General features: G+C 65.1%; 28 protein-coding genes. 10 read left to right on the top strand and 18 right to left on the bottom strand.

What is annotated here, in order from left to right; all coding sequences use genetic code 11:
* The first annotated feature begins 32 nt into the window (after window positions 1-32).
* From DVK01_RS06865 to DVK01_RS06850, 4 genes are all read left to right on the top strand, one after another.
* A complete protein-coding gene (locus tag DVK01_RS06865) occupies window positions 33-1,007 on the top strand; it encodes a DUF5784 family protein (protein ID WP_101348957.1) in 975 nt (324 codons plus the stop codon).
* A 132-nt stretch (window positions 1,008-1,139) separates the two neighbouring features.
* Window positions 1,140-2,135 carry an ATP-binding protein gene (locus tag DVK01_RS06860; protein ID WP_101351380.1) on the top strand — a complete coding sequence of 332 codons (996 nt, stop codon included), beginning with the start codon at window positions 1,140-1,142 and terminating at the stop codon, window positions 2,133-2,135.
* A gap of 146 nt (window positions 2,136-2,281) precedes the next feature.
* Complete coding sequence (gene thsA, locus DVK01_RS06855; protein ID WP_004516477.1) at window positions 2,282-3,964, top strand: thermosome subunit alpha; 1,683 nt, start codon at window positions 2,282-2,284, stop codon at window positions 3,962-3,964.
* 346 nt (window positions 3,965-4,310) lie between these two features.
* Window positions 4,311-4,535: a hypothetical protein gene (locus DVK01_RS06850; protein WP_121536070.1), complete on the top strand. Its 225-nt coding sequence runs from the start codon at window positions 4,311-4,313 to the stop codon at window positions 4,533-4,535.
* Window positions 4,536-4,538: 3 nt separating this feature from the next.
* Here DVK01_RS06850 and DVK01_RS06845 read toward each other — a convergent pair whose 3' ends face one another.
* Genes DVK01_RS06845 through DVK01_RS06825 form a run of 5 tightly spaced genes read right to left on the bottom strand, consistent with a single transcriptional unit; the run spans window position 4,539 to window position 7,916 of the window.
* On the bottom strand, window positions 4,539-4,991 hold the full coding sequence (locus DVK01_RS06845; RefSeq protein WP_121536067.1) for a TIGR00725 family protein: 453 nt from the start codon (window positions 4,989-4,991) through the stop codon (window positions 4,539-4,541).
* 39 nt (window positions 4,992-5,030) lie between these two features.
* Window positions 5,031-6,458: a poly(3-hydroxyalkanoate) polymerase subunit PhaC gene (phaC, locus tag DVK01_RS06840; RefSeq protein ID WP_101348954.1), complete on the bottom strand. Its 1,428-nt coding sequence runs from the start codon at window positions 6,456-6,458 to the stop codon at window positions 5,031-5,033.
* A gap of 2 nt (window positions 6,459-6,460) precedes the next feature.
* Window positions 6,461-7,006, bottom strand: a complete 546-nt coding sequence (locus tag DVK01_RS06835; protein ID WP_101348953.1) for a poly(R)-hydroxyalkanoic acid synthase subunit PhaE — start codon at window positions 7,004-7,006, stop codon at window positions 6,461-6,463.
* 45 nt (window positions 7,007-7,051) lie between these two features.
* Window positions 7,052-7,609, bottom strand: coding sequence for a hypothetical protein (locus DVK01_RS06830; RefSeq protein ID WP_101348952.1), 558 nt, complete (start codon window positions 7,607-7,609; stop codon window positions 7,052-7,054).
* A 7-nt stretch (window positions 7,610-7,616) separates the two neighbouring features.
* Window positions 7,617-7,916: an AbrB/MazE/SpoVT family DNA-binding domain-containing protein gene (locus DVK01_RS06825; RefSeq protein ID WP_053966935.1), complete on the bottom strand. Its 300-nt coding sequence runs from the start codon at window positions 7,914-7,916 to the stop codon at window positions 7,617-7,619.
* Window positions 7,917-8,216: 300 nt separating this feature from the next.
* Here DVK01_RS06825 and DVK01_RS06820 point away from each other — a divergent pair, with 300 nt between their 5' ends.
* A complete protein-coding gene (locus DVK01_RS06820) occupies window positions 8,217-8,762 on the top strand; it encodes a MaoC family dehydratase (protein ID WP_080508796.1) in 546 nt (181 codons plus the stop codon).
* Between the two features lies 1 nt (window position 8,763).
* Here the strand turns inward: DVK01_RS06820 and DVK01_RS06815 are convergent, their stop codons facing one another.
* The 5 genes from DVK01_RS06815 to DVK01_RS06795 form a co-directional block, all read right to left on the bottom strand.
* A complete protein-coding gene (locus tag DVK01_RS06815) occupies window positions 8,764-9,606 on the bottom strand; it encodes an alpha/beta fold hydrolase (RefSeq protein WP_101348951.1) in 843 nt (280 codons plus the stop codon).
* Window positions 9,607-9,682: 76 nt separating this feature from the next.
* Window positions 9,683-10,987, bottom strand: coding sequence for an NADH-dependent flavin oxidoreductase (locus DVK01_RS06810; protein WP_101348950.1), 1,305 nt, complete (start codon window positions 10,985-10,987; stop codon window positions 9,683-9,685).
* On the bottom strand, window positions 10,984-11,271 hold the full coding sequence (locus DVK01_RS06805; RefSeq protein ID WP_101348949.1) for a hypothetical protein: 288 nt from the start codon (window positions 11,269-11,271) through the stop codon (window positions 10,984-10,986). Before DVK01_RS06805 ends, DVK01_RS06810 begins: the two co-directional genes overlap by 4 nt.
* 38 nt (window positions 11,272-11,309) lie before the next feature.
* The gene (cgi121, locus tag DVK01_RS06800; RefSeq protein WP_101348948.1) at window positions 11,310-11,837 is read right to left on the bottom strand and encodes a KEOPS complex subunit Cgi121; all 528 of its coding nucleotides are present in this window, start codon (window positions 11,835-11,837) and stop codon (window positions 11,310-11,312) included.
* Window positions 11,837-14,236 (bottom strand): ATP-dependent DNA helicase, encoded by a 2,400-nt coding sequence (locus tag DVK01_RS06795; protein WP_121536064.1) that lies wholly within the window; start codon window positions 14,234-14,236, stop codon window positions 11,837-11,839. Before DVK01_RS06795 ends, cgi121 begins: the two co-directional genes overlap by 1 nt.
* A gap of 98 nt (window positions 14,237-14,334) precedes the next feature.
* Here DVK01_RS06795 and DVK01_RS06790 point away from each other — a divergent pair, with 98 nt between their 5' ends.
* The gene (locus DVK01_RS06790) at window positions 14,335-14,580 is read left to right on the top strand and encodes a ferredoxin (RefSeq protein WP_101348946.1); all 246 of its coding nucleotides are present in this window, start codon (window positions 14,335-14,337) and stop codon (window positions 14,578-14,580) included.
* Here DVK01_RS06790 and DVK01_RS06785 read toward each other — a convergent pair.
* From DVK01_RS06785 to DVK01_RS06765, 5 genes are all read right to left on the bottom strand, one after another.
* Window positions 14,570-15,016 carry a MaoC/PaaZ C-terminal domain-containing protein gene (locus DVK01_RS06785; protein ID WP_121512046.1) on the bottom strand — a complete coding sequence of 149 codons (447 nt, stop codon included), beginning with the start codon at window positions 15,014-15,016 and terminating at the stop codon, window positions 14,570-14,572. The genes DVK01_RS06790 and DVK01_RS06785 overlap by 11 nt on opposite strands.
* Window positions 15,017-15,088: 72 nt before the next feature.
* On the bottom strand, window positions 15,089-15,895 hold the full coding sequence (locus tag DVK01_RS06780; protein ID WP_101348944.1) for an ABC transporter permease: 807 nt from the start codon (window positions 15,893-15,895) through the stop codon (window positions 15,089-15,091).
* A complete protein-coding gene (locus DVK01_RS06775) occupies window positions 15,889-16,731 on the bottom strand; it encodes an ABC transporter permease (RefSeq protein ID WP_101348943.1) in 843 nt (280 codons plus the stop codon). Before DVK01_RS06775 ends, DVK01_RS06780 begins: the two co-directional genes overlap by 7 nt.
* Entirely contained in the window at window positions 16,718-17,809 is a 1,092-nt protein-coding gene (locus DVK01_RS06770; protein ID WP_121536061.1) for an ABC transporter ATP-binding protein, read from the bottom strand. Before DVK01_RS06770 ends, DVK01_RS06775 begins: the two co-directional genes overlap by 14 nt.
* Window positions 17,809-18,876, bottom strand: coding sequence for a PotD/PotF family extracellular solute-binding protein (locus DVK01_RS06765; RefSeq protein WP_232794500.1), 1,068 nt, complete (start codon window positions 18,874-18,876; stop codon window positions 17,809-17,811). The genes DVK01_RS06770 and DVK01_RS06765 overlap by 1 nt, the downstream gene beginning before the upstream one ends.
* A 96-nt stretch (window positions 18,877-18,972) precedes the next feature.
* Between DVK01_RS06765 and DVK01_RS06760 the strand changes: the two genes are divergently transcribed.
* Window positions 18,973-20,439, top strand: coding sequence for an MATE family efflux transporter (locus DVK01_RS06760; RefSeq protein ID WP_121536058.1), 1,467 nt, complete (start codon window positions 18,973-18,975; stop codon window positions 20,437-20,439).
* 24 nt (window positions 20,440-20,463) lie between these two features.
* Here the strand turns inward: DVK01_RS06760 and DVK01_RS06755 are convergent, their stop codons facing one another.
* Window positions 20,464-20,850: a RidA family protein gene (locus DVK01_RS06755; protein WP_101348939.1), complete on the bottom strand. Its 387-nt coding sequence runs from the start codon at window positions 20,848-20,850 to the stop codon at window positions 20,464-20,466.
* A gap of 167 nt (window positions 20,851-21,017) precedes the next feature.
* On the opposite strand from DVK01_RS06755, the gene DVK01_RS06750 reads away from it, so the two are divergent.
* Window positions 21,018-21,803 carry a hypothetical protein gene (locus DVK01_RS06750; protein WP_121536055.1) on the top strand — a complete coding sequence of 262 codons (786 nt, stop codon included), beginning with the start codon at window positions 21,018-21,020 and terminating at the stop codon, window positions 21,801-21,803.
* 26 nt (window positions 21,804-21,829) lie between these two features.
* On the opposite strand, the gene DVK01_RS06745 is transcribed toward DVK01_RS06750, so the two are convergent.
* Both DVK01_RS06745 and DVK01_RS06740 read right to left on the bottom strand, forming a co-directional pair.
* Window positions 21,830-22,957, bottom strand: a complete 1,128-nt coding sequence (locus tag DVK01_RS06745) for an ORC1-type DNA replication protein (RefSeq protein ID WP_101348936.1) — start codon at window positions 22,955-22,957, stop codon at window positions 21,830-21,832.
* A 93-nt stretch (window positions 22,958-23,050) separates the two neighbouring features.
* Window positions 23,051-25,093: a helix-hairpin-helix domain-containing protein gene (locus DVK01_RS06740; protein WP_121536052.1), complete on the bottom strand. Its 2,043-nt coding sequence runs from the start codon at window positions 25,091-25,093 to the stop codon at window positions 23,051-23,053.
* Window positions 25,094-25,232: 139 nt separating this feature from the next.
* On the opposite strand from DVK01_RS06740, the gene larE reads away from it, so the two are divergent.
* The gene (gene larE / locus DVK01_RS06735; RefSeq protein WP_101348934.1) at window positions 25,233-26,114 is read left to right on the top strand and encodes an ATP-dependent sacrificial sulfur transferase LarE; all 882 of its coding nucleotides are present in this window, start codon (window positions 25,233-25,235) and stop codon (window positions 26,112-26,114) included.
* Window positions 26,115-26,356: 242 nt separating this feature from the next.
* Window positions 26,357-26,623, top strand: a complete 267-nt coding sequence (locus DVK01_RS06730) for a hypothetical protein (RefSeq protein WP_101348933.1) — start codon at window positions 26,357-26,359, stop codon at window positions 26,621-26,623.
* Window position 26,624 lies beyond the last annotated feature (1 nt).

Genomic DNA, 26,624 nt, shown 5'->3' with positions numbered 1-26,624 from the left:
CGCCCAAGACCACTGACCGTCTACACGACCGTGTGGCTGGTCCCTTACGTCTGCGACAGTCGAACGAGCGATGGAGCGAAAATCGGGTCCGGAACGACCTGCTGACACCGCTGCAGAACACTTTCGGTGCGGCGATGAACGGCCCGTGGTTCGCCCCGCCGGAAGGGTGGGCCGCGCGCCGACTGGAGATGGACAACGGTGATCTGGCGCTGTTTTGCTGGAACGGTCAGCGCGCCTACTGGGTCGGAAACACGGAGACGCCGGAGACGCTGTGGCGGACAGAGAAATACACGTTCGACGAGGTCCCCGACGCCATCAGCGAGTGGGTCCAGCGTGAACTGTTCGCACAGCTAGAGGTGGAAGACCCGTGGCTCACCGAGTACGAGGCGCTGGCGCACTTCTTCCTCCCTGTGTTTCTGTCGAAGGACGGCCGCGAGTCGACACGGACGTTCTTCCGAGACCACGCCGGCGGCTTCCCGGACGCCGACCGGGCGGACGGGCTGGCATTCTACGATGACTTCCTCGCGACCGGCGAACTCGACGACTACCGCTACACGATGGCGAGCAAACTCGGGACCAGCGAGGGCTTTGACCTCTCGCGGATGCGGGCGACGATGGGCGAGTTCAACGTCGCCAAGCTGCTCGTCGACGCGGGCAACGACATCAGACCCGAGGTCGAACTGGACTCGGGCCACTCCGTCGACTTCCGAGTCGAGGACACGCTCGTCGAGGTCACCCGGCCGCGGCCGCCGTCCCGGCGACAGGTCGACACGGCCGTCGCCGCGGTGAAAGCCTCCGGCGACGCGAAGACCCGCGACCAGTTGGCGGCCCACCCGGGGGCCGTCCTCGTCGTCGACTGCAGTTCCTTCCCGGACGACGACTGGCGGCGGGTGTACGGCGAACAGCCCGACGTGGGCTACTCGCCGACCGTCGTGTTCCGCGCCCGGCCCGAGAGTGGCATGGAAGGGTATGCCTACGGCTCGGTTCCGTTCCCGCTGCCGTTTTGACCGCGGTATCTTCCCCAAAATTCGGGGCGTAACATATAACGCGCCGGACCAGCAAGGCTGAGAGAGATAGCCGTGGTAGACGACACAGAGCAACCGAAGACCAGCGGTTCGGGACAGTCCGTCTCTGAGGTGATGGACCGGCTCGAGTCGCTCCGGTCTGAGGAGGCGGAGCGCGCCGAGAGCGCTACCGCCGGCGTCCTGCTGGACCAGCTGAAAGAGGTCGAACAGCGCCTGCTGGCCTTCGGCGAGGCGCTGGGCGGCACGGCCGAGACCGTGACGGACCTCCCGTTCACCGAGGAGGCCGGGCTGGACCACATGCCCGAGCCGCTCTACGTTCGTCACGACACCGAAATGCTGAATCAGGTCACGTCGTGGCTCCTCCAGGACCAGCACATCGGGCTGGTGAGTCCCTATGGGACCGGGAAGACGGCGTTCCGCGAAATCGTCCTTCGGGACCTCTCGAAACACGAGGGGTTTGTCATCACGCATCTGGACAATCCGCGCGAGACGACGCCCCGGAAACTGTACCAGACGGTGCTGACCGCCGCCTACGCGGCGGGGTACTCCATCGACCAGCGCAACTACTCGCAGGTCCGGGACGGGATTCCGTGGGCGACCGCGGAGGCGAAAGACGCCGTCCACGAAATCGTCCGTCGCGTGCGCGAGGACGACAGGACACTGTTGCTGGTCGTCGACGAAATCGAGGTGCTGGAGGCGGACCTGCTGTCGCCGCTGCAGGTGGCCGGCGACGCCGGCGTTCGGCTGTTCCTCACCGGGACACCGGAAGGGAAGCGCCGCGTTGCCGAGATTCGCGGGACGCTGGACTCCCGGCTGCGGTACTACGAGGGCATCGACCCGTTCTCGCCGGACGATGTGGCCGAGTACACCGCCCGCTCGCTGGCGTACTTCCGGGACGAGCCCTACGAGGGCCAGGCCCCGGACCTGTTCACTCGGGCCGCAATCGAGGATATCCACGAGCGGACGGAGGGCAACCCCCGGGAAGTCCGCATCGAGTGCCGGGAACTGTTCACCAGGGCGGCGTTCGTCTGGTACCGGACCGGACAGGACATCTCCCGCATCCAGATTACGCCCGAGTTGCGCCACCGGCGGTTCGGAATGGGTCGCTGAGCGCCCCTGCGTCGGTATATAAACCACCCACGTTAGGTAGTATCACACCGTCGAGTGTGGCATGCAGTGGGGCGATATACCGGCCATGACCAAAGCTTTTATATAGAATCACATTCAATCATCGTTTGACTATGGCTCAACAGCAGATGGGCAACCAGCCCATGATTGTACTTTCCGAGGAGTCCCAGCGGACATCCGGAAAGGACGCGCAGTCGATGAACATCACGGCCGGGACGGCCGTCGCCGAGGCCGTTCGGACGACACTGGGTCCGAAGGGCATGGACAAGATGCTCGTCGACAACTCGGGCTCGGTCGTCGTCACGAACGACGGCGTCACCATCCTCGACGAGATGGACATCGAGCACCCCGCCGCCAACATGATCGTCGAGGTCGCCCAGACCCAGGAAGACGAAGTGGGCGACGGCACCACGACGGCGGTCGTCATGGCCGGCGAACTCCTCTCGAAGGCCGAGGAACTCCTCGACCAGGACATCCACGCCAGCATCCTGGCCCAGGGGTACCGCCAGGCCGCCGAGAAAGCCAAGGAGATTCTCGAAGACAACGCCATCGACGTCGACGCCGACGACACGGAGACCCTCGAAAAGGTCGCCGCGACCGCGATGACCGGCAAGGGCGCCGAATCCTCCAAGGACGTCCTCGCCGAACTCGTCGTCCGCGCCGCACAGTCCGTCGTCGACGACGACGGCAGCGTCGACACCGACAACATCCAGATCGAAACCGTCGTCGGCGGCGCAACCGACGAGTCCGAACTCGTCGAAGGCGTCATCGTCGACAAGGAGCGCGTCCACGACAACATGCCGTTCGCCGTCGAGGACGCCGACGTTGCCCTGCTCGACACGGCCATCGAGGTTCCGGAAACGGAGCTCGACACCGAGGTCAACGTCACCGACCCCGACCAGCTCCAGCAGTTCCTCGACCAGGAAGAGGAACAGCTCAAGGAGATGGTAGACAAGCTCGCCGAGGCCGGTGCTGACGTCGTCTTCTGCCAGAAGGGCATCGACGACATGGCCCAGCACTACCTCGCTCAGGAAGGTATTCTGGCCGTCCGCCGCGCCAAGAAGTCCGACATCGAAGCGCTCTCGCGCTCGACCGGCGCGCGCATCATCTCGAACATCGACGACATCGAAGCCGACGACCTCGGCTTCGCCGGCTCCGTCGCCCAGAAGGACATCGCCGGCGACGAGCGCATCTTCGTCGAGGACGTCGAAGACGCCCGCGCCGTCACGATGATTCTCCGCGGCGGCACCGAACACGTCGTCGACGAAGTCGAGCGCGCCATCGAGGACTCGCTCGGCGTCGTCGCCGCCACGCTGGAGGACGGCAAGGTCCTGCCCGGCGGCGGTGCCCCCGAGACCCAGCTCGCGCTCGGCCTGCGTGACTACGCCGACTCCGTCGGTGGGCGCGAACAGCTCGCCGTCGAAGCGTTCGCCGACGCCATCGACGTCATCCCGCGCACCCTCGCGGAGAACGCCGGTCTCGACCCGATCGACTCGCTGGTCGACCTCCGCAGCAAGCACGACGGCGGCGCGGTCACGTCCGGCCTCGACGCCTACACCGGTGAGGTCGTCGACATGGAAGAGGACGGCGTCGTCGAGCCCCTCCGTGTCAAGACCCAGGCAGTCGAAAGCGCAACGGAAGCAGCCGTCATGATCCTCCGCATCGACGACGTCATCGCCGCTGGCGACCTCAAGGGTGGCCAGGGCGACGACGACGAGGACGAAGGCGGACCCGGCGGCCCCGGCGGCGCGCCCGGCGGCATGGGCGGCGGCATGGGCGGCATGGGCGGCGGCATGGGCGGCATGATGTAAGCGAGGTTTCGAAGAAACCTCGGCACGCCGAGCGGGGAACAGAGCGGGACCGAAGGTCCCGCAGGCAGTCGGGCGGCATCGCCGCCCGACGACGAAGTGACCCGCGAGGCAAGCCACATTGGCGAAAAAGGCGGAATCGCCGCACTGCGGCGATTCCGAGAACCGCGGCCTTCGGCCGCGGATGCCTGCCTCGCCCGTCGACCCCGCGAAGAATCGTTGCGGTTCTACATTTTCTGTCTTCAGTCTGAGTGAGCCACGGCGCTGTTTCGATTCTGCAAGAGTGTCGGGCAGTACGCACTTCGCAAGCAGACGCCACGGTCAAACCGACGCGTCCCCTTGAGCCGGTATGGACCTGACACGGACCGAACGGCGGTTGCTGTGGACCGGAACGGCGCTGGCGGGCGTGGTTCATCTGCTCGTTCCGGGGCTGTTGTTGTCGTCGGCACGGCTGGGCTATCGCCGGGTGCTGGCGGTGGAGTTCACGCCACAAGAGAGGTCCCGTCGGCGGGTCAGGCTGCTCGGCGTCGCGTTTCTCGCAATCGCGGCGGCTCTCAAGCGGCTGTTGGAGTGAAAGCTACTGCACGGCCGACTCGACGTACTCGACGGCTTCGGCGGGCGTGTCGACGTGTTCGATTGCGTCGCCGCCGTCGAGGCGGTGGGTTCCGAGCCCGGCGACCGGTCGACCCATGTCAAGCGCGTGGCCGAGTTCCGAGAGCGTCCCGGGGCCGCCGTCGACGGCGACGACTGCCGCGCCGTTCATCACGACGAGGACGTTGCGGGCGTTTCCGAGTCCCGTGGCGATGGCCGTCTCGACGTAGTCGTTTGCGGCGGCCCGGCGCTCACTGGGCAGGATGCCGATAGTGTGGCCGCCGGCCTCGCTCGCGCCGCGACAGGCTGCCTCCATTACACCGGTGAGGCCGCCACAGACGATGTCGTGGCCGTGCTCACCGAGTTGTCGTCCGACCTCGCGTGCCTGCTGATACTGTTCGTCGGTAACTGTCGAGCCGCCGATGACCGAGACGCGCATGGCTACTCGTGCAGCGCGAAACAGAAAAACAGCGCCGGATTACAGCTGGTCGAGCCAGTCCTGCGCGCGGGACTCGGTAGTCTCAGCGATGTCGGCCAGTTCGGCCGCATCGTATTCAGCCAAGTCCGCAACGCTGTGGATACCAGCGCCGTGGAGACGGTCGGCGTAGGTCGGGCCGATACCGGAGACGCTATCGACGTCCGCGGGTTCGTCGGTCGCATCGTCTTCGTCCTCGGTGGCATCGACATCGGTCGTCGCGTCAACGTCGATGTCAGTAGGTTCCGACTGGTCTACCGGGTCGTCGTCAGCCTCGTCGGGAGATTCGACCTCGATGTCGACTTCGCCGCTTCCCTTGTTGCGCTCAGAATACCACTCGGCGACCTCGGGCCAGAGGTCGGCGTGGGTCGACGACGAGACGGAGAGGCCGATGTGGCCCGTCGAGAACTCGATCGTGCGCGTGTCGTCGCTAGCGATGACGTCGTTGAACGGCTTGGAGGCCTCTGGCGGGATGAGGTGGTCGTACTCACCCATGAGCTGGAGGACCGGCATGTCGATGTTGTCCAGGTCGACGTGCTTGCCGTTGAGTTCCAGCTCGTTCCTGTAGAGCTTGTTGTCCTGATACACGTCTTCGAGGAACTGAACATAGGCCTCGCCGGCCACGTCGATACCGTCGCCGAGCCATTTCTCCATCCGGCCGAAGTTCTCGACGAAGCCCTCGTTCTCCATGTTCTCCGCGAACCGGATGTACTTCGTGACGTAGTTCTCGACGGGGTCCATCAGCGCGAACCCGATGTCGAGCATGTCCGCGGGGACGTTGCCGAACGTCTCGGTCACGTCGCTCGGTTCGTAGTACTCGTCGGAGCCCCACTCTTCGAGGACGCCACCAGTGTGGTCGAAACACAGTCCTGCCGCCATCAGCCCGAGAGCGTTGACCTTCTCCTTGTGGAGCGCAGTGTACATCACCGACATGGTCCCGCCCATGCAGTAGCCGAGGATGTTGATGGCGTCTTGGCCGGAGCGGTCGCGGACCACGTCGACGCAGTTGTCCATGTAACGGTTGACGTAGTCGTCGAGCGTGAGGTGCTGGTCGAGCCGCGAGGGCTCGTTCCAGTCGATGAGGTACACGTCGTGGCCCGCCTCGAGCAACCGTCGGACGACCGACCGCTCCTCCTGCAGGTCGAGGATGTACGGCCGGTTGATAAGGGCGTAGACGATGAGAATCGGGATATCTTCCGTCTCCTCGTCCGGTACCTCGATACCGGCAGCCTCGGCGTCGTAATGGAGGAGTTCGAGCTTGTTCTCCTCGTACACGACGTTGCTCGGCGTCTGACCGACTTCGACGGACTCCAGCAGTTCCAGCCGCTCGTCGGCGATCTGACTGGTCTCGGCGGCGTCGGTCATGTTCTCCAGTGTCTTGCGCTGCCAGTTGAGCGCGGCTTCGAACGGATTGAAGGGGTTGCTTGACATGATTACTCTTCCAAGTGTTCAAGCACGCGGTCGAGCTTCTGTTCGACCGCGTGCTGGCGGCGCTCCAGTTCAATGAGCCGCTCGCCGACCTCGTCGACATCGTCTCGCGTCGGGAAGCCGAGCTGTTCCAGCGTGTCCTGGCTCAGGTCGTCCGCTTCCTGCTGCATCTCCATCATCGACTCGACGAGCTGGCCGTTGGCGGCCGCAAAGGCCGAGGTACCCATGACGTGTTTGAATGCCTCATTGGCGGACTGCAGCCAGATGTCACGGAACTCGGCGGGGTCGACATCCTCGCCCCGAGCGGCGTCGGTAGAGCGTTCGACCATCTGCTCGGCGGCGTCCATCCACTCCTCGTAGGCGCGGTTGTAGCCGTCCATCCCGTCAGCAAGGTCCTCCTGCTCCGGGATTGTATCCTCGACAGCATCGGCCCACGACTCCACGAAGGCCGCCTGGGCCTTCATGTTCTGCTCCATCGAGTCGGCGACCGCGTTGTTCATCTCCTCAACCATCTCCGTCCATTCCTCCTGAATGTCGTTTGTGTTACTCATAATAGTACCTCGGCGGCGGGCGCACAAAAAAACCGACTGTCGTCGTTACGCTTCGACGTCGACAGCGTCGGCGGCTTCGGCCTGCACTTCCTCGACCTGCTCCTGAATCTCCTCGACCTGCTCCTGCACTTCTTCGAGCTGCTCGCCGAACTGCTCGGCGGCCTCGACGGACTGCGCTTCGAGTTCCTCGTGGGCCTCGACGAGCATGTCGACCTGGTCGTTGACGGCCGTGACGTACTCGTCGGTCATCTCGTCGTAGGTGTCAACGCCTTCTTCGAGCTCGGTTTCCATATTGTCGAACAGTTCGGCGTGGTTCTCGAGCAAGAAGTCGAACTGCTCGTCGACGGTCTCACGGATCTGCTCGACGGTTTCGGTCATGCCGGGCATGGTCGACGCCATCGCGTCGAGGTAGCTGTGGAACGCAGTCTGCTGGAGCTCGACACCGCGGCGCTGTGCCGACTCCTGCGTGTCGAGGCTGTCGATAACCGCGTTGTTAACGTTCTGCTGGAAGGAAACACTCTGTTCGAGCGCCTTCTGGCTCTGCTCGATCGTCGCACGCTGCATCTCGAACGCTGTCGTGACGGGGGTTGTGTAGTCTACCATTGTTGGATTACTCGCTGTTGTTGTTAGTGACCGGGAGGACGACGGCTTGCACGATGTCGCCTTCGTCGATGCCCAGCGCCTCTCGCTCCGCATCAGGAATGCTGATCCGACCCCCGCTTTGCACGCGGGTCTTGAACGTCGCCATCTGGCTCATGGCACCGAGCTGATTCATATCGAAACTCGGCATGCCACCGTTGGCGAACATCTGTTTCATCAGCTGCTGTTGCTGTTCCATCGCGTTCTCGCTCGCCTGTTGCATCCCCTTGAACATCGGAGGCCACAGCAGGCCATCATCCTCGTCGGCCATCGGTCAACTACATGTACTCTCCTCAACAATATAAATCTTCCGCTGAAAACCATTGATTACCATTGAATGGTAGAGAATGGTATTAGTGGTTCAGCGGCGTCGAGGGAAGTGCTACGCCTTGCAGCGCCGATAACGGCACCCCCAAACACCCGTCTGACGCCCGTTAGACGGCGTTTACCGACAGCTGAGACGAAACCAACACCAAGGTTTAATACTCCGACCAATAAACTACCAGAACAGATGAGTTCTGAATCGCCACGAAACCCGCTGTTAGACACATGGACTGAAACATCGTCACATATGTTCAACAGCGTCGTCGCAGCTAACCGGGCAGCGTTCGCCGCGTTCGGCGTCCAGCAGGAGGACGAAGACGGCGTAACGCCCGCAGACCGTATCGAACCGGACGAAGATCTCCCCGAATGGCACGTCTCGATCTCCGAAGACCATCCGGGCCGCCTCGGCGTCGGCGACCACGTCGATTTCACAAAGACGATCTCGGAAAACGACGTGCAACAGTTCGCCGCCGCGAGCGGCGACACGAATCCGCTTCACCTCGACGACGAGTTCGCGGAGCAGACACGCTTCCGCGGCCGAATCGCCCACGGGACGCTCGTCGGGAGTCTCATCAGCGCGGCGCTGGCACGGCTGCCGGGGCTGACTATCTATCTCTCGCAGGACCTGGAGTTCCACAACCCGGTCCGTATTGGTGACCGGCTCACTGCCGAATGTGAAATCGTCGAGGACCTCGGCGACGAACAGTACCGGCTGACCACGCGCGTCCTTGCTGACGACGATGTCGTCATCGATGGCGAAGCGGTCGTCCTCATCGACGAACTGCCGGAATAACTCAGCAGAACGCTCGAACGGCCCGGTTGAACCGGTCGGGGTGTTCCCGCGGTGGACAGTGCCCGCAGTTCTCGAAAATCTTCAGCGTGCTATCAGTGACCATTCCAGCCGCCTGCTCGGACCACCGACGGGGGAGCAGCGGGTCGACAGCTCCATGAATCAGCATCGTCGGCACATCTATTTCCGCTAACCGATCGGAGTAGTCGGTTCGAAACCCGCACCACTGAAACTCGCTACGCTGCCAGCGCCGCATCGCCCGGACCGTCTGTCGGTCGACAGCGCTATTCACGTCCTCGACCAGTTGTTGGGGCGGCTCTCCAGGACCCATGCTGCGGAGGCTGTTCCGGATTGCCGGCCGGGACGACCCCACGCCCTGCCAGAGCATGTTTCCGAGTATCGGCGTCTGCAGGACGCTGCTGGCCGCTGTCCGCCAGTAGGCGTCAGCTCCCAGCCCGTAGCTGTCGACCAGCACCAGCCGCTCGACGGGGCCGCCATCGAGCGCGTGGCCGAGTGCGATGGCACCCCCCATCGAAAGGCCGGCGAGTGCGGGTTCCTCGATATCGAGCGCGTCGATGAACTCGGACAGGGTCTCGAGGTAGTACTCGGTCGTGTACGCACGGTCGGGCTTGTCACTGTCGCCGTGGCCCGGCAAATCGAGCGCATACACCGTCCGCTCTGGCGCGAGTGCGGGCAGTGCGTGTCGCCACGAGACGGTCGCGGCGTCCAGCCCGATACCGTGGAGAAACACCATCGGCGGCCCCTCGCCGCCGGTCCGGTAGTGAATATCGACGTCTTCGCCGTCGACGGACAGCTCGACGCGTTCGGACGAAATCCCTGTCGTCATCGGCGTCCGTTCGGGACCGAGCGCGTATGAGCCTTTGTATCTGCCCAGTTGTGGCGGTGGCAGTATCCGAAGCCCGTTACTCGGTTCGCTCGTAGGCACCATCCCGCCGGAGCCGAGCCTGTTCGCGGACGATCGCGGGCGTTCGACAGCGGCCCGGTTCGCCGGTGACTTGCGGAACAGTACAGTTGTTACAGCTCTCACACAGCGCGTCCGCGCCGTCGAGCAGGCGCGCGCCGAGCCGCGGCTCCGCGTAGAACGGCCGAGCCATCCCGACCGCATCGGCAGCGGGCGCGGCCCCGTCCGCGCCGAGATACCGGTCGCAGTCGGCACGCGTCCGCAGCCCGCCCTCCAGCAGGACCGGCACGTCCACGCGCTCGCGGACCGCTCGACAGAAGTCGGCGTTCCAGCCCGGGTCGTGGCCGAACCGGCGGGCCTGCAGGCTGTTGAGCAGCCGGACGGCACGCGCCCGGAGTCGACCGCCAAAGACCGCCGCGTAGTCGTCCTGCAGGTCGCTCGCGTCCCAGGCCCGGTCGGGGAACGCGCCGCGAACGATGCTCATGTCCCAGAACGGCGACACCGCGACCGGGACGAGCCCGTCGTAGCCGATGGCTGCCGCCCGTTCAGCGATGTTCACGCCGTCCGTCTGGGTGAGATACCTTCGAACGAAGCTGGGCGCAGCGGTCTCGGCGGGGACCTTCGTGACCAGCGGCACGTCGCCGGCGTGGTCCCGGACAGCGTCGTGGACCGCTTTGAGGAAGCGGATGCCGTCGCCGAACTCGTCGTCCCGGTGATTGTAGAACGGGGAGAGGAACTGCTGGATCAGGCTCATGTTCGCCGCCGAGAGGTGGATGCCGTCGTAGCCGGCGTCGACGGCGTAGCCGGCACACCGACCAAACTGCTCGGCCAGGTCCCACACCTCCGCGGTCGAGAGCACGTCCGGCCGCAGCGAAATCAGGCCGGCGCAGTCGAGCGCCCGGAGCTGCCAGGGCGGGCGGCTGACGGCCAGCTGGCGCTGGTCTGGGTGCCGCCGACGGTACTCGGCGTGCCAGGTCGCCATGCTCCGGAGACCGCCGTGGGCCAGTTGCAGGAAGATTCGGCCGCCGTGGTCGTGGACCGCGCCGGTGAGCCGGGCGAGCCGCTCGACGAAGGCCGGGTCGTGGACCCGCGTCATGTTCGGCGCGGCGCAGCCGCCGCGGTCGGTGACGATGCTCGCGCCTTGAAAGATGAGGCCGACGCCGGAGGCCGCCGTCGGTTCGAGTTCGTCGACAAGCGTGTCGACAGCAGCCTCGCCGTTGCCGGCACACTCCAGTACCGGTGCGCGATACAGTCGGTTGGGGACTTCGACGCCGCCGATGGACAGCGGCGTCTCCAGCGCAGTCACGACTGCTCGCGCTCGTCGAACGTCGCCTCGGTGCGGGCGCTGTTCTGCGCTGTCACCTGCTGGATGGCCGCCCGGACCTCCGTCGGCGAGTCGAACTCGCCGTCGGTACTGCGTTCGATCGCGGCCGAGAGGTCCTCGGCAGGCGGGTCGGCGCTGCCGTATTCGTCTGCCAGCTCCTCCACGCGGACCGGGTACGCGGCCCCGCCGGTGGTGCGGTCGACCGTCGCTTCGACCCGGCGGGCACGCTCGCTGGCCCGCTGCCGTGCCGTCCGCTGTGGGTCCATGTGTGACGATAACACGGCCATCGTCAAAAATACTGTCGCTACTTCTCGACCGGCAACAGCGCGACGCGCTCCCGGACGGCGTCGGGAAGACCACCGGCCGTCGCGGCGAGTTCGGCGTCGGTCACGTCGAAAAACGACCGGACGCGCTCCGCGTCGTACTCGCCGAGCGTCGACGCGGGCGTGAGGGCGTCACGCACCTCGTCGGCGGCTGCGCCGATGTCCCGCGGCTCGTCATTACCTTTGTGGGAACTAACCTTTTCGGGGTCGACGACGACGGCTACGACGGGACAGGAGCCCTCGCCGACGCCCATCGTCAGCGCGCGGTTTATCTGGCGGCGACCGGCTGCGTACAGCAGTATCTCGACGCCGAAGTCCTCGGCGATAGCGTCACCCCGACGGTGGGCCCGGGTTGCGAGTTCGACAGCCAGTTCGAGATGGGCGCGGTCCACGACGTAGCGAGCGTCGAATGCCTGTACTATGACGCCGTGGCGGTCGCCGATTGCGCCGAGCGTCTCCACGAACGACCCCACGTCGTCGATTTCAGCAGTTCCTTCGACAACCTCCATCAGAAATCACCCAGACTGGACTGGTCGTCGTCGGCTGTCGGATCGGCGTTCGCCTCCCCATCTGTACCGTCGTCGAGGTCGACGGATACGTCGGGTGCGGGCTCGACGCCCTCCATGGACGGGTCCCGGTGGCCAGCGTTCTCCAGCACGTTCTCGGCCGTCTTCCGGCGGCCTCGGAGCGCCGCCAGCACGACGGCTTTGTCCGCGTCCCGGAGTTGTGCGCGGTCGGTGATGCCAGCCTGGAACAGCCGCCGGGCGCGCTTGCGGCCGACGCCGCGGACGCCGGCCAGGTCGACCAGTTCCTCCCGGACGCCGTGTTCGACGCGGATGCGCGCCTCGCTGATGGCCCGCGCGGCGTCCAGGTCGACCTCGCTGGCCAGCGACTCCGCCGCTCCCAGCAGCCACTGGGCGGTTTCGACCTTCCCGCGGATGTCGCCCGGGCCGACGCCGTACCGCTCCGTGATGGTCGCCTCGTCGACCTCGGTGGCCCAGTCTTCGAGCAGCCGGGCGGTCTTCAGCGCCGAGAGCCAGTCCTCGAAGCGTCCCTCCTCGAACTCCGACGGCGTAGGGCCGAGCAGCTCGTCCTCCCGTTCGAACAGTTCCATCTCGTACTCTTCGCGGTCGCCCGAGCGGAGGTACAGCTGGTACATGTCCGGCGTGCGCGAGACGAGGTGGTACAGGCCCAGCGCGGAGATGTCGTCCGGGTCCCTATCATCGTCGCTCCCGGCGGCATTCTCAGCCAGCTCGCTTGCGGTTGTGAAGCCGCTGTCAGCCGGCGGTTCCGCTTGCGGGTCAGCCGGCGACCCGCTTGCCGAGGTGCTATCGCTGGCTCCTCGCTCCCAGTCCCGGAGGCCGTCGACGATTTCGGCGGCGCTCATCGGGTCCAGATAGAGCCGCGAGACGGTGTGACCCAGCGAGGTAGCATCGAGTTCGCCGGCTTCGATTTCAAGGAAGCCGTTGCGCTGGAGGTAGGTGAGTACGTCGTCGACGACGCGTTCCAGTTGGCCGCCCTCGTCGGTCTGGCTGGCGTACAGCGTCTGTTCGAGGAACTCCAGCAGGCCCTCACGCGACCGAGCGAATCCGGAGGCAACCGTCGCGAGGATATGGGTCCGCAGGGCTGGCTCGGCGGCCAGTTTCGACCGGACGGGCTCGGGGTCGGCCCAGACGTAGCGCTCGAACAGTTCGTCCACTTCGTCGTGGCTGGACGCGATGAGAACCGCCTCGCCGTAGGGGTCGAGTCCCGGGCGGCCTGCCCGCCCCATCATCTGGTGGACCTCAAGTACCGACAGCGGGGCCATCCCACCCGCTGAGCCGTCGTAGCGCCGCCAGTCGCGGACGATGACGCGCCGCGAGGGCGTGTTGACGCCGGCCGCGAGCGTCGGCGTCGCGCAGACGACCTTCACCAGCCGGTCCCGGAACGCGTCCTCAACGAGTTCGCGGTGGCCGCGCGAGAGGCCGGCGTGGTGGAACGCCGCCCCGTCGGCGACGGCGTCCGCGAGGTCGTCGCTCGTCTCCGTGTCGCTCACGTCACGGATCTCCTCCGCGATGTCGGCCAGCCGCCCGCGCTCCTCGTCGCTGAGGTGTGGCCGGACGGTGTTGGCCAGCCGGCCCGCGGCCGCCTCGGCGTTGCGCCGGGAGTTGACGAACACCAGCGTCGACCCGTCGTCTTCGAGCGTATCGCGGACGATAGCCGCCGTCTGTTTCTCGTTGTTCTGCACCGAGAGCCGCTGCTGGCTCCCGTCTTCGAGGTGTAGCGCCTGCCCGTAGTGGACCCCCTTCTGGAGGTCGATTGGCCGCCAGTCCGAATCGACGAGGCCCGCGTCGAGCCACGTCGCCAGCGCCTCCGCGTTGCCGATGGTCGCCGACAGCGCGACGGTCTGCAGGTCGGGGTTGAGCCGACGGAGTTTCGCCAGTGTCACCTCCAGAGTCGGCCCTCGTTCGCCGTCGTCGACGAGGTGGACCTCGTCGGTGACGACGCAGGTGAGGTCCTCTATCCAGGGGGCGTCGTTGCGCACGAGTGAGTCGACCTTCTCGCTGGTGGCGACGACGATGTCCTTGTCCGCGAGCCACCCGCCTTCGGACTCGTAGTTGCCCGTCGAGACACCGATGTCGAGGCCGTACTGCTCGAACTCCTCGAAGTCAGCCTGTTTCTCGCTGGCCAACGCCCGCAGCGGAACGATGTACAGTGCCTTACCGCCGCGAGCGACCGATGAAAGCATCGCTAGCTCGGCGATGAGGGTCTTCCCGCTGGCCGTCGGAATCGACGCGACCAGGTTCTTCCCCTCGGTGACGCCGGCCTCGACGGCCTCGGCCTGGGGCGGATACAGCTCCTCGATGCCGTCGTCGCGCAGGTGGTCCGGGAGCCACTCGGGCACGCCCGGCAGGTCCGCAACGTCCATTACACCCCGCTTGGGTCCTGCCCCGATTTAAACTGTCGCACTACACCCGCGACGGCGGCGAGGGGAACGCCTTTGCCCGCGAGCGGCCAACACGAGGTATGCGAGTCGAGTACGACTACGACACCTGTATCGGGATGTTCCAGTGTGTCGCGGAGTGGGACGCCTTCGAGCGCGACGAGGACGCCGGCAAAGCGGTGCTGGCGGACAGCGAGGAAACCGATTCGGACGTGTTCGTGCGGGAGGTCCCGGACGACGCCGAACTGGACGCGAAGTTCGCCGCCCGGTCCTGTCCGGTCGACGCCATCACACTCTACGACGACGACGGCGAACAGCTCATTCCCTGATTAGTCCCTCGACGGTCGCTTCAAGCACGACGGTTCCAGCGGTGTCTCCGTCGGCCGGGTTCGCGGCGGCTGTGTCGGCCTGAGTGGACTCATCGCCGCGATTGATCCGTCGGACAGCCACATCGCCGACAACAGCGACGCCGCCGTCGGCATCCGGGTCGGTACTCACGACTGTCAGTTCACAGACCAGCGTCTCACCGGTGTACACCGGGCGCTGGAACTGGAGTTCCATCCGCGAGGCGAGCACTTCGAGGTCGCCGCCAATGCTGGTTAGCAGCGACGCGGTGAGCAACCCCTGGACCATCTGCCGACCGTCCCCATCAGGCTCTGTGTGGCGGGGCTGGTCGTCTCCAGAGAGGGCGGCGAACTGGTCGACATCGTCGGGCTGGAACGTTCGGGTTTCGGTGAACGTCTCACCGACTTCAATGTCTGGCATCACTACGTCGCTCGCCGCTCGGTCACAAAAGCGTGCCGCTGGGTCGCAGAGCAGATTGGCGGCTGGAACCACTCACACAGGACGGCGCAGTGTCGAAGCCACACCGGCCGCCACAGCGCTGACAACGATGACGAGCACACTCGCCGCATTCAGGAAGGCCGTGGCACCGATTCTGACCTTGCCGAATATTTCCAGCGGGACCGTCGTCACGCTCGACCCGGCGAGGAAGAAAGTGATGAGAAACTCGTTGAACGAGAGCGCGAACGCGAACAACACACTCGCCGTCAGTGCCGGCCACAGCAACGGCACCGTGATCGTCCTGAACACAGTCCGGTCATCGGCACCGAGGTCGCGGGCCGCAGCCGAGAGGCGGTCGTCGAGCTCCGCGTAGCGGGCAGCAATGAGGAACGTAGTGAACGGGAGTACCCAGAACAAGTGGCCGAGAACGACCGGAAGGTACCCGTAGCCGAGGCCGACGAGCGCGCTAGCGCGTCCGATGCCGAAGGCGACGACGACCGTCGGAACGAACAGCGGCAGGGCGATAATCACGGCGATGGTTCGACGGGCAATCTGGGAGAGTTGGCTCCGAACAATCACGTATGCGCCGGCCAGCCCCAGCGCAGTACCGACAACGGCTGTGACGACGCCGATGCCGAGACTCGTCAGTAGCGCACGGATAAACCGGGTATCAGTCAGGACCGCGGTGTACCACCGGAGCGAGAACCCGTCGATGGGAATCGTCGGCTGGCCAGCGGGTGAGAGCGACAGGTACCCGATGACGAGAACGGGAGTGTACAGGAACACGAGCGCCAGCGCGACAACGATGCCCGGGAGCCGCCCGGCACCGCGTTCGGCCAGCCGTGTGACGCGGCTCACCATTGTCGTAACTCCTGTCTGACCCGCGGCGAAAGCGCTCCGAGTCCGAGCGTTCCAAGCACCAGCAGCAGGAACACGAACGACAGCGCCGCCGCGAACCCGTAGTTCGTGTACTGCCGGAACGCCTGCACGACGAGCCGTGCGATCATGACGTTCCCGGGACTGCCGAGGATTTCAGGAGTTGCAAACGCGCCGGCGATGCGTGCGTAGACGATGAGTGTCGCCGCCGCCGCGCCGGGAAGTGTTCGCGGGAGCACGACGTCGAGAAATACTCGAATGTCACTCGCACCGAGGTCCCGCGCGGCCTCGATGAGCTGGTAATCGAATCGCTCCATCGAGACGTACATCGTCAACACGACGTAGGGCAGGTAGATGTACACGAACCCGATGGTCATCGAGATGTTATTGTACAGGAGGTCAAGCGACGAATCGAGGAGACCCGTCCCGACGAGGATTCGGTTCACCACGCCGCCCCGGGCCAGAATCCACACCCAAGCGTAGTTGAGCACCACGTAATTGAGCCACAGCGGCAACGTCACCGAGACCAGCGCGACGAGCCGGTACCGGTCCGGACACCGGTGGGCAATCCAGTACGTAATCGGATACGCGACGGCGAGACAGATGGCAGTGACGCCGACACCGACGCCGATAGAGTACAGCAGTGCGCCGCGGTACAGGGGCGACAGCACTTCCGCGTAATTCTCGCTGCCAAGGCCGGGACCAATGCTCTCGACGAACAGTGTCAGGAGCGGAAACACGCCCAGGGCCAGTGCCAGCAAGAGTGGGCTGCCGGCGACCAGCCAGTCCCGGAGCCGACCGGGTGCGTTAGCGACGCTCATCCCTGACGAGGACGACCCGGTTGACGCCCAGTTCGACGGTCTCTCCGACGCGGAACGGGAGGGCTGTACCGCCGTCGGCGGATGTCGCGTTGTCCGGGGCCGCCACCGTGTTGCGTTCGCGTCGGACGACGAGTTCCGCGCCGCCGCAGTCGACGGTCGCTTCCTCGTAGAACCCCTTGTACGCGACATCAGTGACGGTGCCAGTCAGGTCGCCGCCGAGGGTGACGGCTTCCGGCCGGACTGCGACCGTCACCGCATCGCCCACGGCGTCGCTCGTTGCGTCTGCGTTGGCCCGAAGCGGACCAGCGCCGGTCTGGACTACGACATCGGCACCCTCGCGCCTGATGACGTCGCCCTCAAGCAGCGTGGCGTCGCCGAGAAACGACGCGACAAACCGGGTCTGCGGGTCCGTGTACAACTGGCGAGGGGGGCCGACGTTGACGATGCGCCCGTCCCGCATCACGGCGACTCTGTCAGACATACTCAGTGCGCTCTCTTGGTCGTGTGTGACGTACAGGAAGGTCGTGTCGCTGTCGCGCTGAATCCGTCGGAACTCCGCCTGCATCTCCTCTCGGAGTGCCCGGTCGAGCGACGCAAGCGGTTCGTCAAGCAGCAGTATCGCCGGGTCGTTGACCAGCGCCCGGGCCAGTGCGACCCGCTGGCGCTGGCCGCCAGAGAGGTCAGACGGGTCACGGTCGCCGAATCCCGCCAGATTGACCAGTGCCAGAGCGTCCTCAACGCGCTGTCCGCGCTCCGGCTCTGTAACACCACTTCGAGCCAGCCCGTAGCCGACGTTCTCCGCGACGTTCATGTGGGGGAACAACACGAGGTCCTGAAACACCATGTTCGTCGCCCGCTCGCGGGCGGGCCGGTCCGTCACGTCCTGCCCGTTGAGCAGCACCCGCCCTGAATCCGGCGTGAGGAGGCCGGCGAGCATTCGGAGCGTCGTCGTCTTGCCGCAGCCGGACGGTCCGATGAGCGAGAAGAACTCCCCCTGCTCGACAGTCAGCGAGACATCGTCGACAGCAGGCGCTCCGTCGAAGGTCTTCGTGAGACCGTCGACAGCGAGCGCATTCACTACAGATCAGCCTCCGTCTTTGCCCGGTTCCACGTCTCGGTGTACTGCTCGATGAGCGACTGTGGCTTCGGTTCCTCGTAGATGAACTGGTCCGGGTCGTCGAGTCCGTACGCCGCCATCTCGACATCGTGTTCGGAGAACACCTGCTCGTTCGGGACGGCGATGTTGCTCGGTTTCATCAGCGACTTGTAGCCCATCTGCGTGTGCCACTCCTGAATGAAGGTGTGTGCCAGTTCTGGGTTCTCCGCACCGTCCCGGATACAGTGCTGGATGAACCACGCTTTCGTTCCTTCGGAGGGGTAGACTCGCTCGACGGGGAGACCATCCGACTGCATCGACTGGATGACGTAGTTCCAGACCGGCTGGACGCCGACCTCCTCACTGCGGAGGAGTTGCTCTGACTCGCCCCCGTTGTTCCAGAGACCGGCGGTGAGTTCCAGCCGGTCGATAAGGTCGGCACGGAGCGAGTCGAAGTCCACGTCGTCGGCACTTGCCGGGTTGAGTGGCTCGCCTTTCGCCGCGTTTCGGTACAGGACCTGCAGGCGCGCGTCGTCGCGACCGCCGACGACACCGGCCAGTGGTTCGGTCCAGAGGTCAGCCAGCGCGGTGACATCCTGCTCAACGATGTCGGTATTGACGGCGAGCGGCGTCTGCCCAAAGCTCCGTGGAATCCCGTACACCTCGCCGTCCTGTTCGAAGTACTCCGCTTTCAGGAAGTCGAACACGTCGTCGTATGCCGGGACCTGATCGAGGTCGAGCGGCTGGAGATAGCCCTCTTCCATCGCCGGCGTCACCGCGTAGTTGCCAAGCGGCACCAGGTCGTAATCGGCGCGACCGGCCCGCAGCTGCGCGAGGGTTTCGGCCGATCCCTGTGCGGCCTGTCGCTCCACCGTTACCCCGTGGCGCTCCTCGAAGGCTTCGATGACGCCGTTACTGTAGACGTACCCCCAGTCAATCATCGTTAGCGTCTGGTCCCCGATCCCGAGGCCAGTACACCCGGCAATCCCAGCGGTGGCAGCAGCCCCGGCGCCGGCCAAAAACGACCGTCTAGAGGGTATTTGATCCATATCTACAGGTAGGGATTTGCATAGATAAGCGCTGTGTGCAACTCTACAGGGGCACGGAGTCGTAAGCTACGTTTGCCTGCCCGCCGTGACACAACTGTGCTCGGCGACGCCCTCCGCCGGCTGGTACGCACCGTCCCAGTCGCGCTCTCCAGATTGGATGCTGTCGACCGGGACCGGGCCATCGAGGCGACAGACCTGGCCGCGCCGGTGATGGTCACCGGAGGTCTGCGAATCCTGTTGCGGCTTGCGGACTTTCTGATGGTCGGTCTGGCGCTGGGTGACGCCGCACTGGCCGGTCTCGAGCTGGGGTTTCAGTACTACTTCGTGGGATTCGGACTTGCGCTCGCTGTCTCCTCCGGGACAATAAGCGTCGTCTCTCGCCTGCAGGGGAGCGGCGAGCCGGAGCGAGCAAATCTGGCTGTCAAGCAGTCGCTGTGGCTCGCAATCGTGCTATCGTTGCCACTGACTGCTATCGCGTGGGTGTATCCGACTGCACTGCTCGATAGTCTCTCCAATGACCCGGCCGCGATCCAGTACGGCGCGACGTATCTCGCAATTGTGATGCTGTCGATGGTGCCGCGGTTCTGGAGTATGGTCGCCGCACGCGCCCTCGCGGGGAGCGCCGACACGCGGACGCCGATGTACGTCCGGTTGCTGACTGTGCCGACCAACGTCGGGCTCAACGGTGTGCTGATATTCGGCCTGGGGCCGGTTGCACCGATGGGAATCGCGGGAGCCGCCTGGGGGACTGTCGCAGCGAACACGCTCGCTGCAGTCATCTTTTTCGTGCTGTTGGCCTCCGGTCGGTACGCGACGGCGCTGCCGCTCGGTGGCAAACAGTTCGACCTCGGACTACTCGCCGAACTCGTCCGTGTCGCACTTCCGCTGTCGGGAATGCGCCTGCTCCAGACCTTTGGCCGGTTTCCGTTTCTGTTCATTCTCGGCGTACTCGGCACCCCGACACTCGCGGCGTACGCCATCGGTCGCCGGGTCATGCTACTCGCGCTGATGCCAGCGTGGGGCTATGCGACCGCCGCGTCGACACTGGTTGGGCAGTCGCTGGGCGCAGATGACCCGAAAGAGGCGACGGCGTACGGCTGGCAGTCGCTCGGGGTTGCACTCGCGGTCCAGCTCACTGTCGCACTACTTCTCGTGGTGTTCGCCCGGCCGATCGTTGCTCTGTTCGGGACCGCCTACCCGGACCTGGCGGCGACGTTTGTCCGCGTCTTCGGGCTGCTCGTCGCCGGCTTCTCCGTGTCGCGGACGATGCGCGGAAGCCTTCGCGGTGCTGGTGACACCCGGTGGCCGCTGTACGGAACGATACTCGGAAGCTACTGTTACCGCCTGCCGGTCGCAGCGCTCGCGTTACCGACGGCGTTCGTCATACCGATCCCCGTGACTGGCGTTTCGTTCTCCCCGGGACTGGGACTCGGCCTTCCGGCTATCTTCGCCGCGCTAATCGGGGATTTCTATTTGAAAGCCGCTGTCAATGTGGGTCGGTTCCGCTCCGGAAAGTGGCGTGCCGTCGCCCACCGTGCGGGTGTCGGCAGGACTGACAAGTAATCAAGACGGCACCCCGGCCCAGCATCACTCGACCTGCGCGACGGCTTCGACCTCGACGGCGGCCTCTGGTGTTGCCAGCCCACTCACCTCGACCATCGTCGCCACGGGACGGACGTCGCCGAAGAATTCGCTGTGGGCCTCGCCGACCTGTTCCTGATCGTCGATGTCAGTGACGTACATTCGGGTCTGGACGACGTCCTCGATGTCGGCGTCGAGAGTCGTCAGTGCATCCGCGACGATACCGAAGGCGTGTTTCGTCTGTTCGTACGGGTCACCCGGCGCGACGACCTCGCCGTCGTCGTCCGTGGCGATGGTGCCGGCAACACGAACAGTGTCACCCGCACGTATCGCCCGCGAGTACCCGACCTGCTGCTCCCAGGCAGTGCCTGTCGAGGTGCGTTCGCGGCGCATACTCGACGAACGCTGTGGACCCAGAAAATCGTTTCTCAAGTTTTAATGTCTGGCCCGGGATACTCATTGACATGAGCAAGGCCACGAAAATCGTCCTCGGAACAATCGGCGTGTCAGCACTGCTGTCGATCGGCATCGTCATCAACCTCGTCCTGTTCTCGGCGTAGATGTTCACCGAGCGTTCACTGACCGGCGAATTGCCGGCAGTACGTGAGGCCTACGCCCCGGAGGCGCTCGTACTGAACTGCGACCGCGACTTCGAGACACTGGACCCCGCAGTCGCCGAAGAACTCCTGCTGGTGACCGACAGCCTCGATCAGATCTCCTACGACGGTGCGTGGCTTCCGACCACAGCGCCAGAGGTGCTACAGGAGTACATCGGTAACAGCCTCACCATCGGGATGCCCGGCGACGGCGGCGTCGCCTGGACGCGCCAGACGGTCCCGCCCTGCGTGTTCGTCAAGCCGCGGCTGGAGAGCTCACCGGACGGTTTCGTCTCGTTTCTCGTCGCGGAGGCGCTCGTCGAAGTGAGCCTCGACGAACCCGAGCATTTTCTGGGCTTTTTTGCCGAGCAGTACCCGGCGTTCGTAGCTGCTACAGAGGACCATCTCGATTCAAACGCCCGATACCAGCTCGCAGCTGCCCTCTACGCCGCGTATCTCGGACTCCAGACCCGTTCGGCGTTTGCCGGCTGGGCCGACGACTTCCCGGACCTGTACGCGGCATGGGACGACGCCGGCGAGCGCCTGCAACCCCGCCTCGAAGACCTCCCCAGCGAAATTGCACAGGGCCAGACGGAGTTCGCTGCGGCCGCCGAACTCGCCTGTAGTGGCGTCAAACACGGTCTGGACTTGCCCGCGCCCTTTGCCGCACTCGACACCGACGCGTATCTGGAGTACGGCGCTGACTACGCCGTCCAGTGGGCCGAGACGACCTTCGAGAAGATGGAATGAGCGCGTAGACGTTTTGATGCGCTGTATTACAGCCGTTCCAGCACCGCGTCAGCGTCGTAGTTGAGCGTCAGCTCCCGCGAGCGGCCCCGGCCCTCGACATCGGTGTACTCGGCATCGATGATGTCAAGCTGGTCGAGCTTGTTGATTATCTCAGAGTAGCGGGTGTACCCCAGGTCCGTCTGCTCGGAGAAGGCGTCGTAGATGTCGCCGGCCTGCTGGCCGTCGTGGGCGGCGATGACCTCCACGAGCGCAGTCTCGGAGTCGGACAGTTCCCGCAGCCGGCGGGACAGGTGAACGTATTTAGACTTGTCGTACGCCGCCTCGACGTCCTCGGTCTCGACGGAGCGGGAGGCGCGCCGTTCGGCGTTCATTCCGGCCCGGCGCAGGAGGTCGATACCGACCCGGAGGTCGCCGCCCTGTTCCTCGGTCAGTTCGGCGACGCGGTCGAGCACCGTGGGACCGACGACGCCTTCGTTGAACCCCCGGTCAGCGCGCTCGCCCAAGATATCTGCGATTTCGGCCTGTCCGTAAGGGTTGAAATACACCTCCTCGGGCCGGAACACGGACTGGACGCGGGTATCGAGCGCGTCGATGACGTCGAGCTCGAGATCAGAGGAGACGCAGATGACGCCGATTTTCGCGCCCGAGTGGGCTTCGTGGGCGCGCAACAGCGAGTACAGCGTGTCGCTGGCCTCGCTCTCGTAGAACAGGTAGTTCACGTCGTCAAGGGCGACGACGAGCACCTCGTCTTCCTCGACCAGTTTGTTGGTGATCTGTGAGAACAATTTCTTGAACGATATTCCAGAGGACGGCGGCTCGTAGTCGAATATCTCGGCGAACAGCCGCGAGAAGACGGCGTAGCGCGTCGAGTCCATCTGGCAGTTCACCCGGACGGTTTTCACGTCCGTCTGTGCGGTGAGTTCGTCGAACAGAATCTGGACGGCCGTCGTCTTCCCCGTCCCCGGCGGCCCGCGGGCGATGACGTTGAGCGGGCGCGACCCCCGGACGGCCGGCCGGAGCGCGTACTTCAGCGTCTCCATCTGTGTGTCCCGGTGTTTGAACGTCTCCGGGAGCCAGTCGATTTCGAAGACGTGTTCGTCCCGAAAGACGGACTCGTCCCAGCCGAGCATCCGGTCCTCGGGGTCGTCGCTCATCACTTTCACCGAGCTTCGCGGCGCACTTAACCATTTGCCACAGCTTCACGAGCAGTGACAGGTGCGCGAGGGGCGCGGTTTCGCCGGCCGTCGCTACTCGAACTTTTCGAGCAGGTCGCCGTAGAAGCCGTCCTTGGTTCCGTCGTCGGCGAGCTTCTCAACGATGAGCTCCGGCGTCGAGCGGGCGAGCTTGCCCTTGACCGGCGAGCGCTCGACGCGCAGTTCGCCGTCCTCCAGCCCCTTTGCCTCGATACCGTCGATGCTGATGTCGGTGTCGGCGGCCTCGCGGATGTCGCGGGCGAGATGCGAGACGAAGATGGCCGTCGCCTGCCGTTCGCCCAGCGCTTCGAGGATACCGGCCATAATCTTCGCGCTGGCCCCCGGCTCAGTTATCGATTCAAGTTCGTCGACCAACACCATCACCGGGCGGTTGTCGGTCCCGGCTACTGGTCCATCAGTATCGCCACCGGCGTCTGGTTCTGAGTTGCGGTGGTCCACGTCCGCGACGAGGTCGCCAAACTCCCGAAGCGTCGCTTCGAACGCGCCGGCGTCGAGCGTCCCCTGCGTCTTGGCGTGGTAGTGGAGTTCAGAAATCCGCCCGACACGGGCTGACTCTGCCGGGACGGGCAGGCCCATGTGGGACAGCGTCGTCACGAGTGCGACGAGGTCCAGCGTCGAGGTCTTCCCGCCGCTGTTGACGCCTGAAAGGACGGTCACACCGTCGACAGCGTAGTCGACTGGCTCGACGGCCTCAAAGGACACGTCGAGCAGTGGCGAGCGTCCGCCCTCGATTGCGACCCCCTCGGACTCGGTAACGTCTGGCATCGTGCAATCGAAATCGTCGGCAAAGCGCGCGATGGCAAGCTCTACGTCGAGTTCCAGCGCGGCGTCGACCAGCGCCGCGGCGTCCTCGCGCATCTCGGCGAGGTCGTCGGCCAGTTCCCGCTTCCGGCGGGTCGCGCGCTGGTCGCGCGCGGCGGTCAGTTCCTCGCGGAGACGGGCGACGACGTCTTCGCTGTGTTCGACGGGATAGGCAGGCTCGTCGGGGAAGGCCCGGCGCGCCGTCGCCTCCATGTCCCGGAGCGCTAGGGCATCGACGAGGTGGTCGCGGGCCTTCTCGACAGCCGCGGCATACTCGTTGGCGAGTTCACGCTGGAGGAGCGAGTCGACGCCCGCGCCGCGCTCAACCAGCGACAGCAGGTCCGTCCCCTCGATGGTCACATCCTGCTCCTCAATGGCCTCTCGGAGGTGGTCGTTGGCGACGCTCTCGGCGGTTGAGACCGCGGCATCGAGGTCGTCGACCGCAGTGGTCAGGCGGTCGAGTTCCTCGTCACCGCTGACGCCCCCGTCCTCGTCGAGCTGCTCCAGCGCCGACAGGAGCGTCTCCAGGTCACACGGCGCGTCGAGGTCAGCGACGCGGTGGACCTCGGCGGCGGCCCGTATCCGGTCGCAGTTGCGGGCAAAGAAGGTGAGGACTCGCTCGGGCACAACGGATTCGGGCTCCTCCAGTGCGGTCGGCTCCACGCGCACGTCGCCCTCGATGTCGACGCCGGCGAATGCTTCATCCAGCGCGATGACCGTCGAGTACGAACGGGCGAGTTCGGCCAGCTGACGGGCGTCGTCGACGACCTCGACGCTGACCTCCGGAATCGCGGCCTGCGCGTCGGCGTAGCGCTCGGCGTCGCGGGTCGCCAGACACCGGTCCCGCACCCGCACATCGCCGGGGTCGGCAAGCGGTTCGACGGCAGAGAGAGCGTCGAGAACCGCCGGGTCTGGGTCGCGGGTCATCGCCGACTCGGCGAACGAGCGGACTTCCTCGATACGGCTGCGGACGCCACTGGGGTAAATCGTTTCCAGGCGCTTCGCGGCGTAGTCAGTCACTGTCCGGTCAGTCAGCAGCGCCAGCGCGTCCGCGTAGATCTCGCGGGCGCGTTTCGTCGCGGTGAACCCACCGGGGTCGTCGTGTTCAGCCCGGATCGCACCGCGAGCGATGCGGGCGGCCCGGCCCTCGCTGATACCCGGTGCGCGTGCGAGCGACGCCACGTCGCCGTCCCGGAGCGCCGCCTCCGGATCGTCTAATTCCCGGAGCGCCGCGGCTGTTTTCGCCCCGACGCCCGGAACCGATTCGAGCTCCATCTGCCCGCCCATTCGACGCCAGCGAGAAAAAACCCGTTGCCAGCGGCTCCGGCGGCAGCGGAGCGGTCAACCGCCCCGGCTCAGTCAGTCGAACACCGAACGCGAAGGCGTTTTTGTGCTCCACCGAGAAAGACGTTCCATGTCTGCTGTTTCGGAGAAGCTAGCGGCCGCCCGCGAAGACCTCAAGTCGCGAGACGGCGTGCTGATCGCCTTCTCCGGTGGTGTCGATTCGAGTGTCGTCGCCGCGCTGGCGCACGACGCCCTCGGCGACGACGCCATCGCCTGTACCGCCAAGTCTGAGACGCTCCCCGCCGCCGAGCTTACCGACGCCACCCGCGTCGCCGAGGAGATCGGCATCCGACACGAGATCGTGGAGTTCTCCGAGCTCGACAGCGAGGAGTTCATACAGAACGACGACATGCGGTGTTACCACTGCCGGTCGATGCGCCTGGGCGCGATGTACGACCGCGCCCGCGAACTCGGTATTGACGTGGTGTGTGATGGGACGAACGCCTCAGACGTGGGCGAGGGCCACCGGCCCGGCCTCCGTGCCGTCGAGGAACTTGACGCCTACTCCCCGCTGCTGGAACACGACATCGAGAAAGAGGAGGTCCGAGAGATCGCCCGCGAGTATGACCTCTCCGTGGCCGACAAGCCCTCGATGGCGTGTCTCTCCTCGCGGATTCCGACTGGCCTCGAAGTGACGGAGGAACGCCTCTCCCGCGTCGAGAAGGCTGAGCGTCTCCTGCGAACGTGGGGCTTCGAGCAGTTCCGTGTGCGCGACCACGACGGCCTCGCCCGCATCGAGGTCGGCGAAGAAGAACTCGAAACCGCGCTCGACCCCGACTTCGTCCGCACCGCCCGCGACCACATCGAGGACTGTGGCTTCGACCACGTGACGCTCGACCTCCACGGGTACGAAACCGGCAGTGTGAGCCCAGAAACGGAGGAGCCAGCGGAAGAAGAGACGGAGGACGTGGTCAGCAACGTCTTCGACGCCGACTACCCGTCCGTCGACTGACGACGCTATCTTCTCTGACGAGTACGTCAGTCAGCCATCGTTGCTCCGCGAGACGATCAGGCACGTAGAGTGGCACTTTCATTGTGATTGGGAGTGTACGATAACACACAAGTACTGGGATGCCGTCGAGGTGAGTGTCTCAGACGGCAGCAGACCGCGGCAGGTCTGGAATCGATTCGGAACCAGTTTCGGCCATCCGTGCGGCCAGCTACCCAAACACCGCAGGTATACCACGCTACCACATGGAACTCGCCCTCCTCATTGATTCGGCGCTTCTCGTACTCGGTGTCGGCTCGTTGCTCGCTATCCCGTGGGTTCTCGCACAATCGACCGAAGACGCGGAATCCGAGTACAAGTTGGAGCGTATTGTACCACTATTGATTGTTATTGCGTACGTGCTCTCGAAACTCGTTCCGGGACGGTTCGTTACGGTGACACCGGCCGTTGACAGTGCTATCGGGGCAGTAGTACTGACACTCGTTGCCCTCTATCTTCTGTTAATAAGATAAT

The sequence above is a fragment of the Haloarcula sp. Atlit-120R genome (genome assembly GCF_003665885.1).
In the GTDB taxonomy this organism is placed as follows: Archaea; Halobacteriota; Halobacteria; order Halobacteriales; family Haloarculaceae; genus Haloarcula; species Haloarcula taiwanensis.
Note: the sequence above shows the minus strand (reverse complement) of the source record. Positions and strands in the feature narration are given on the sequence as shown.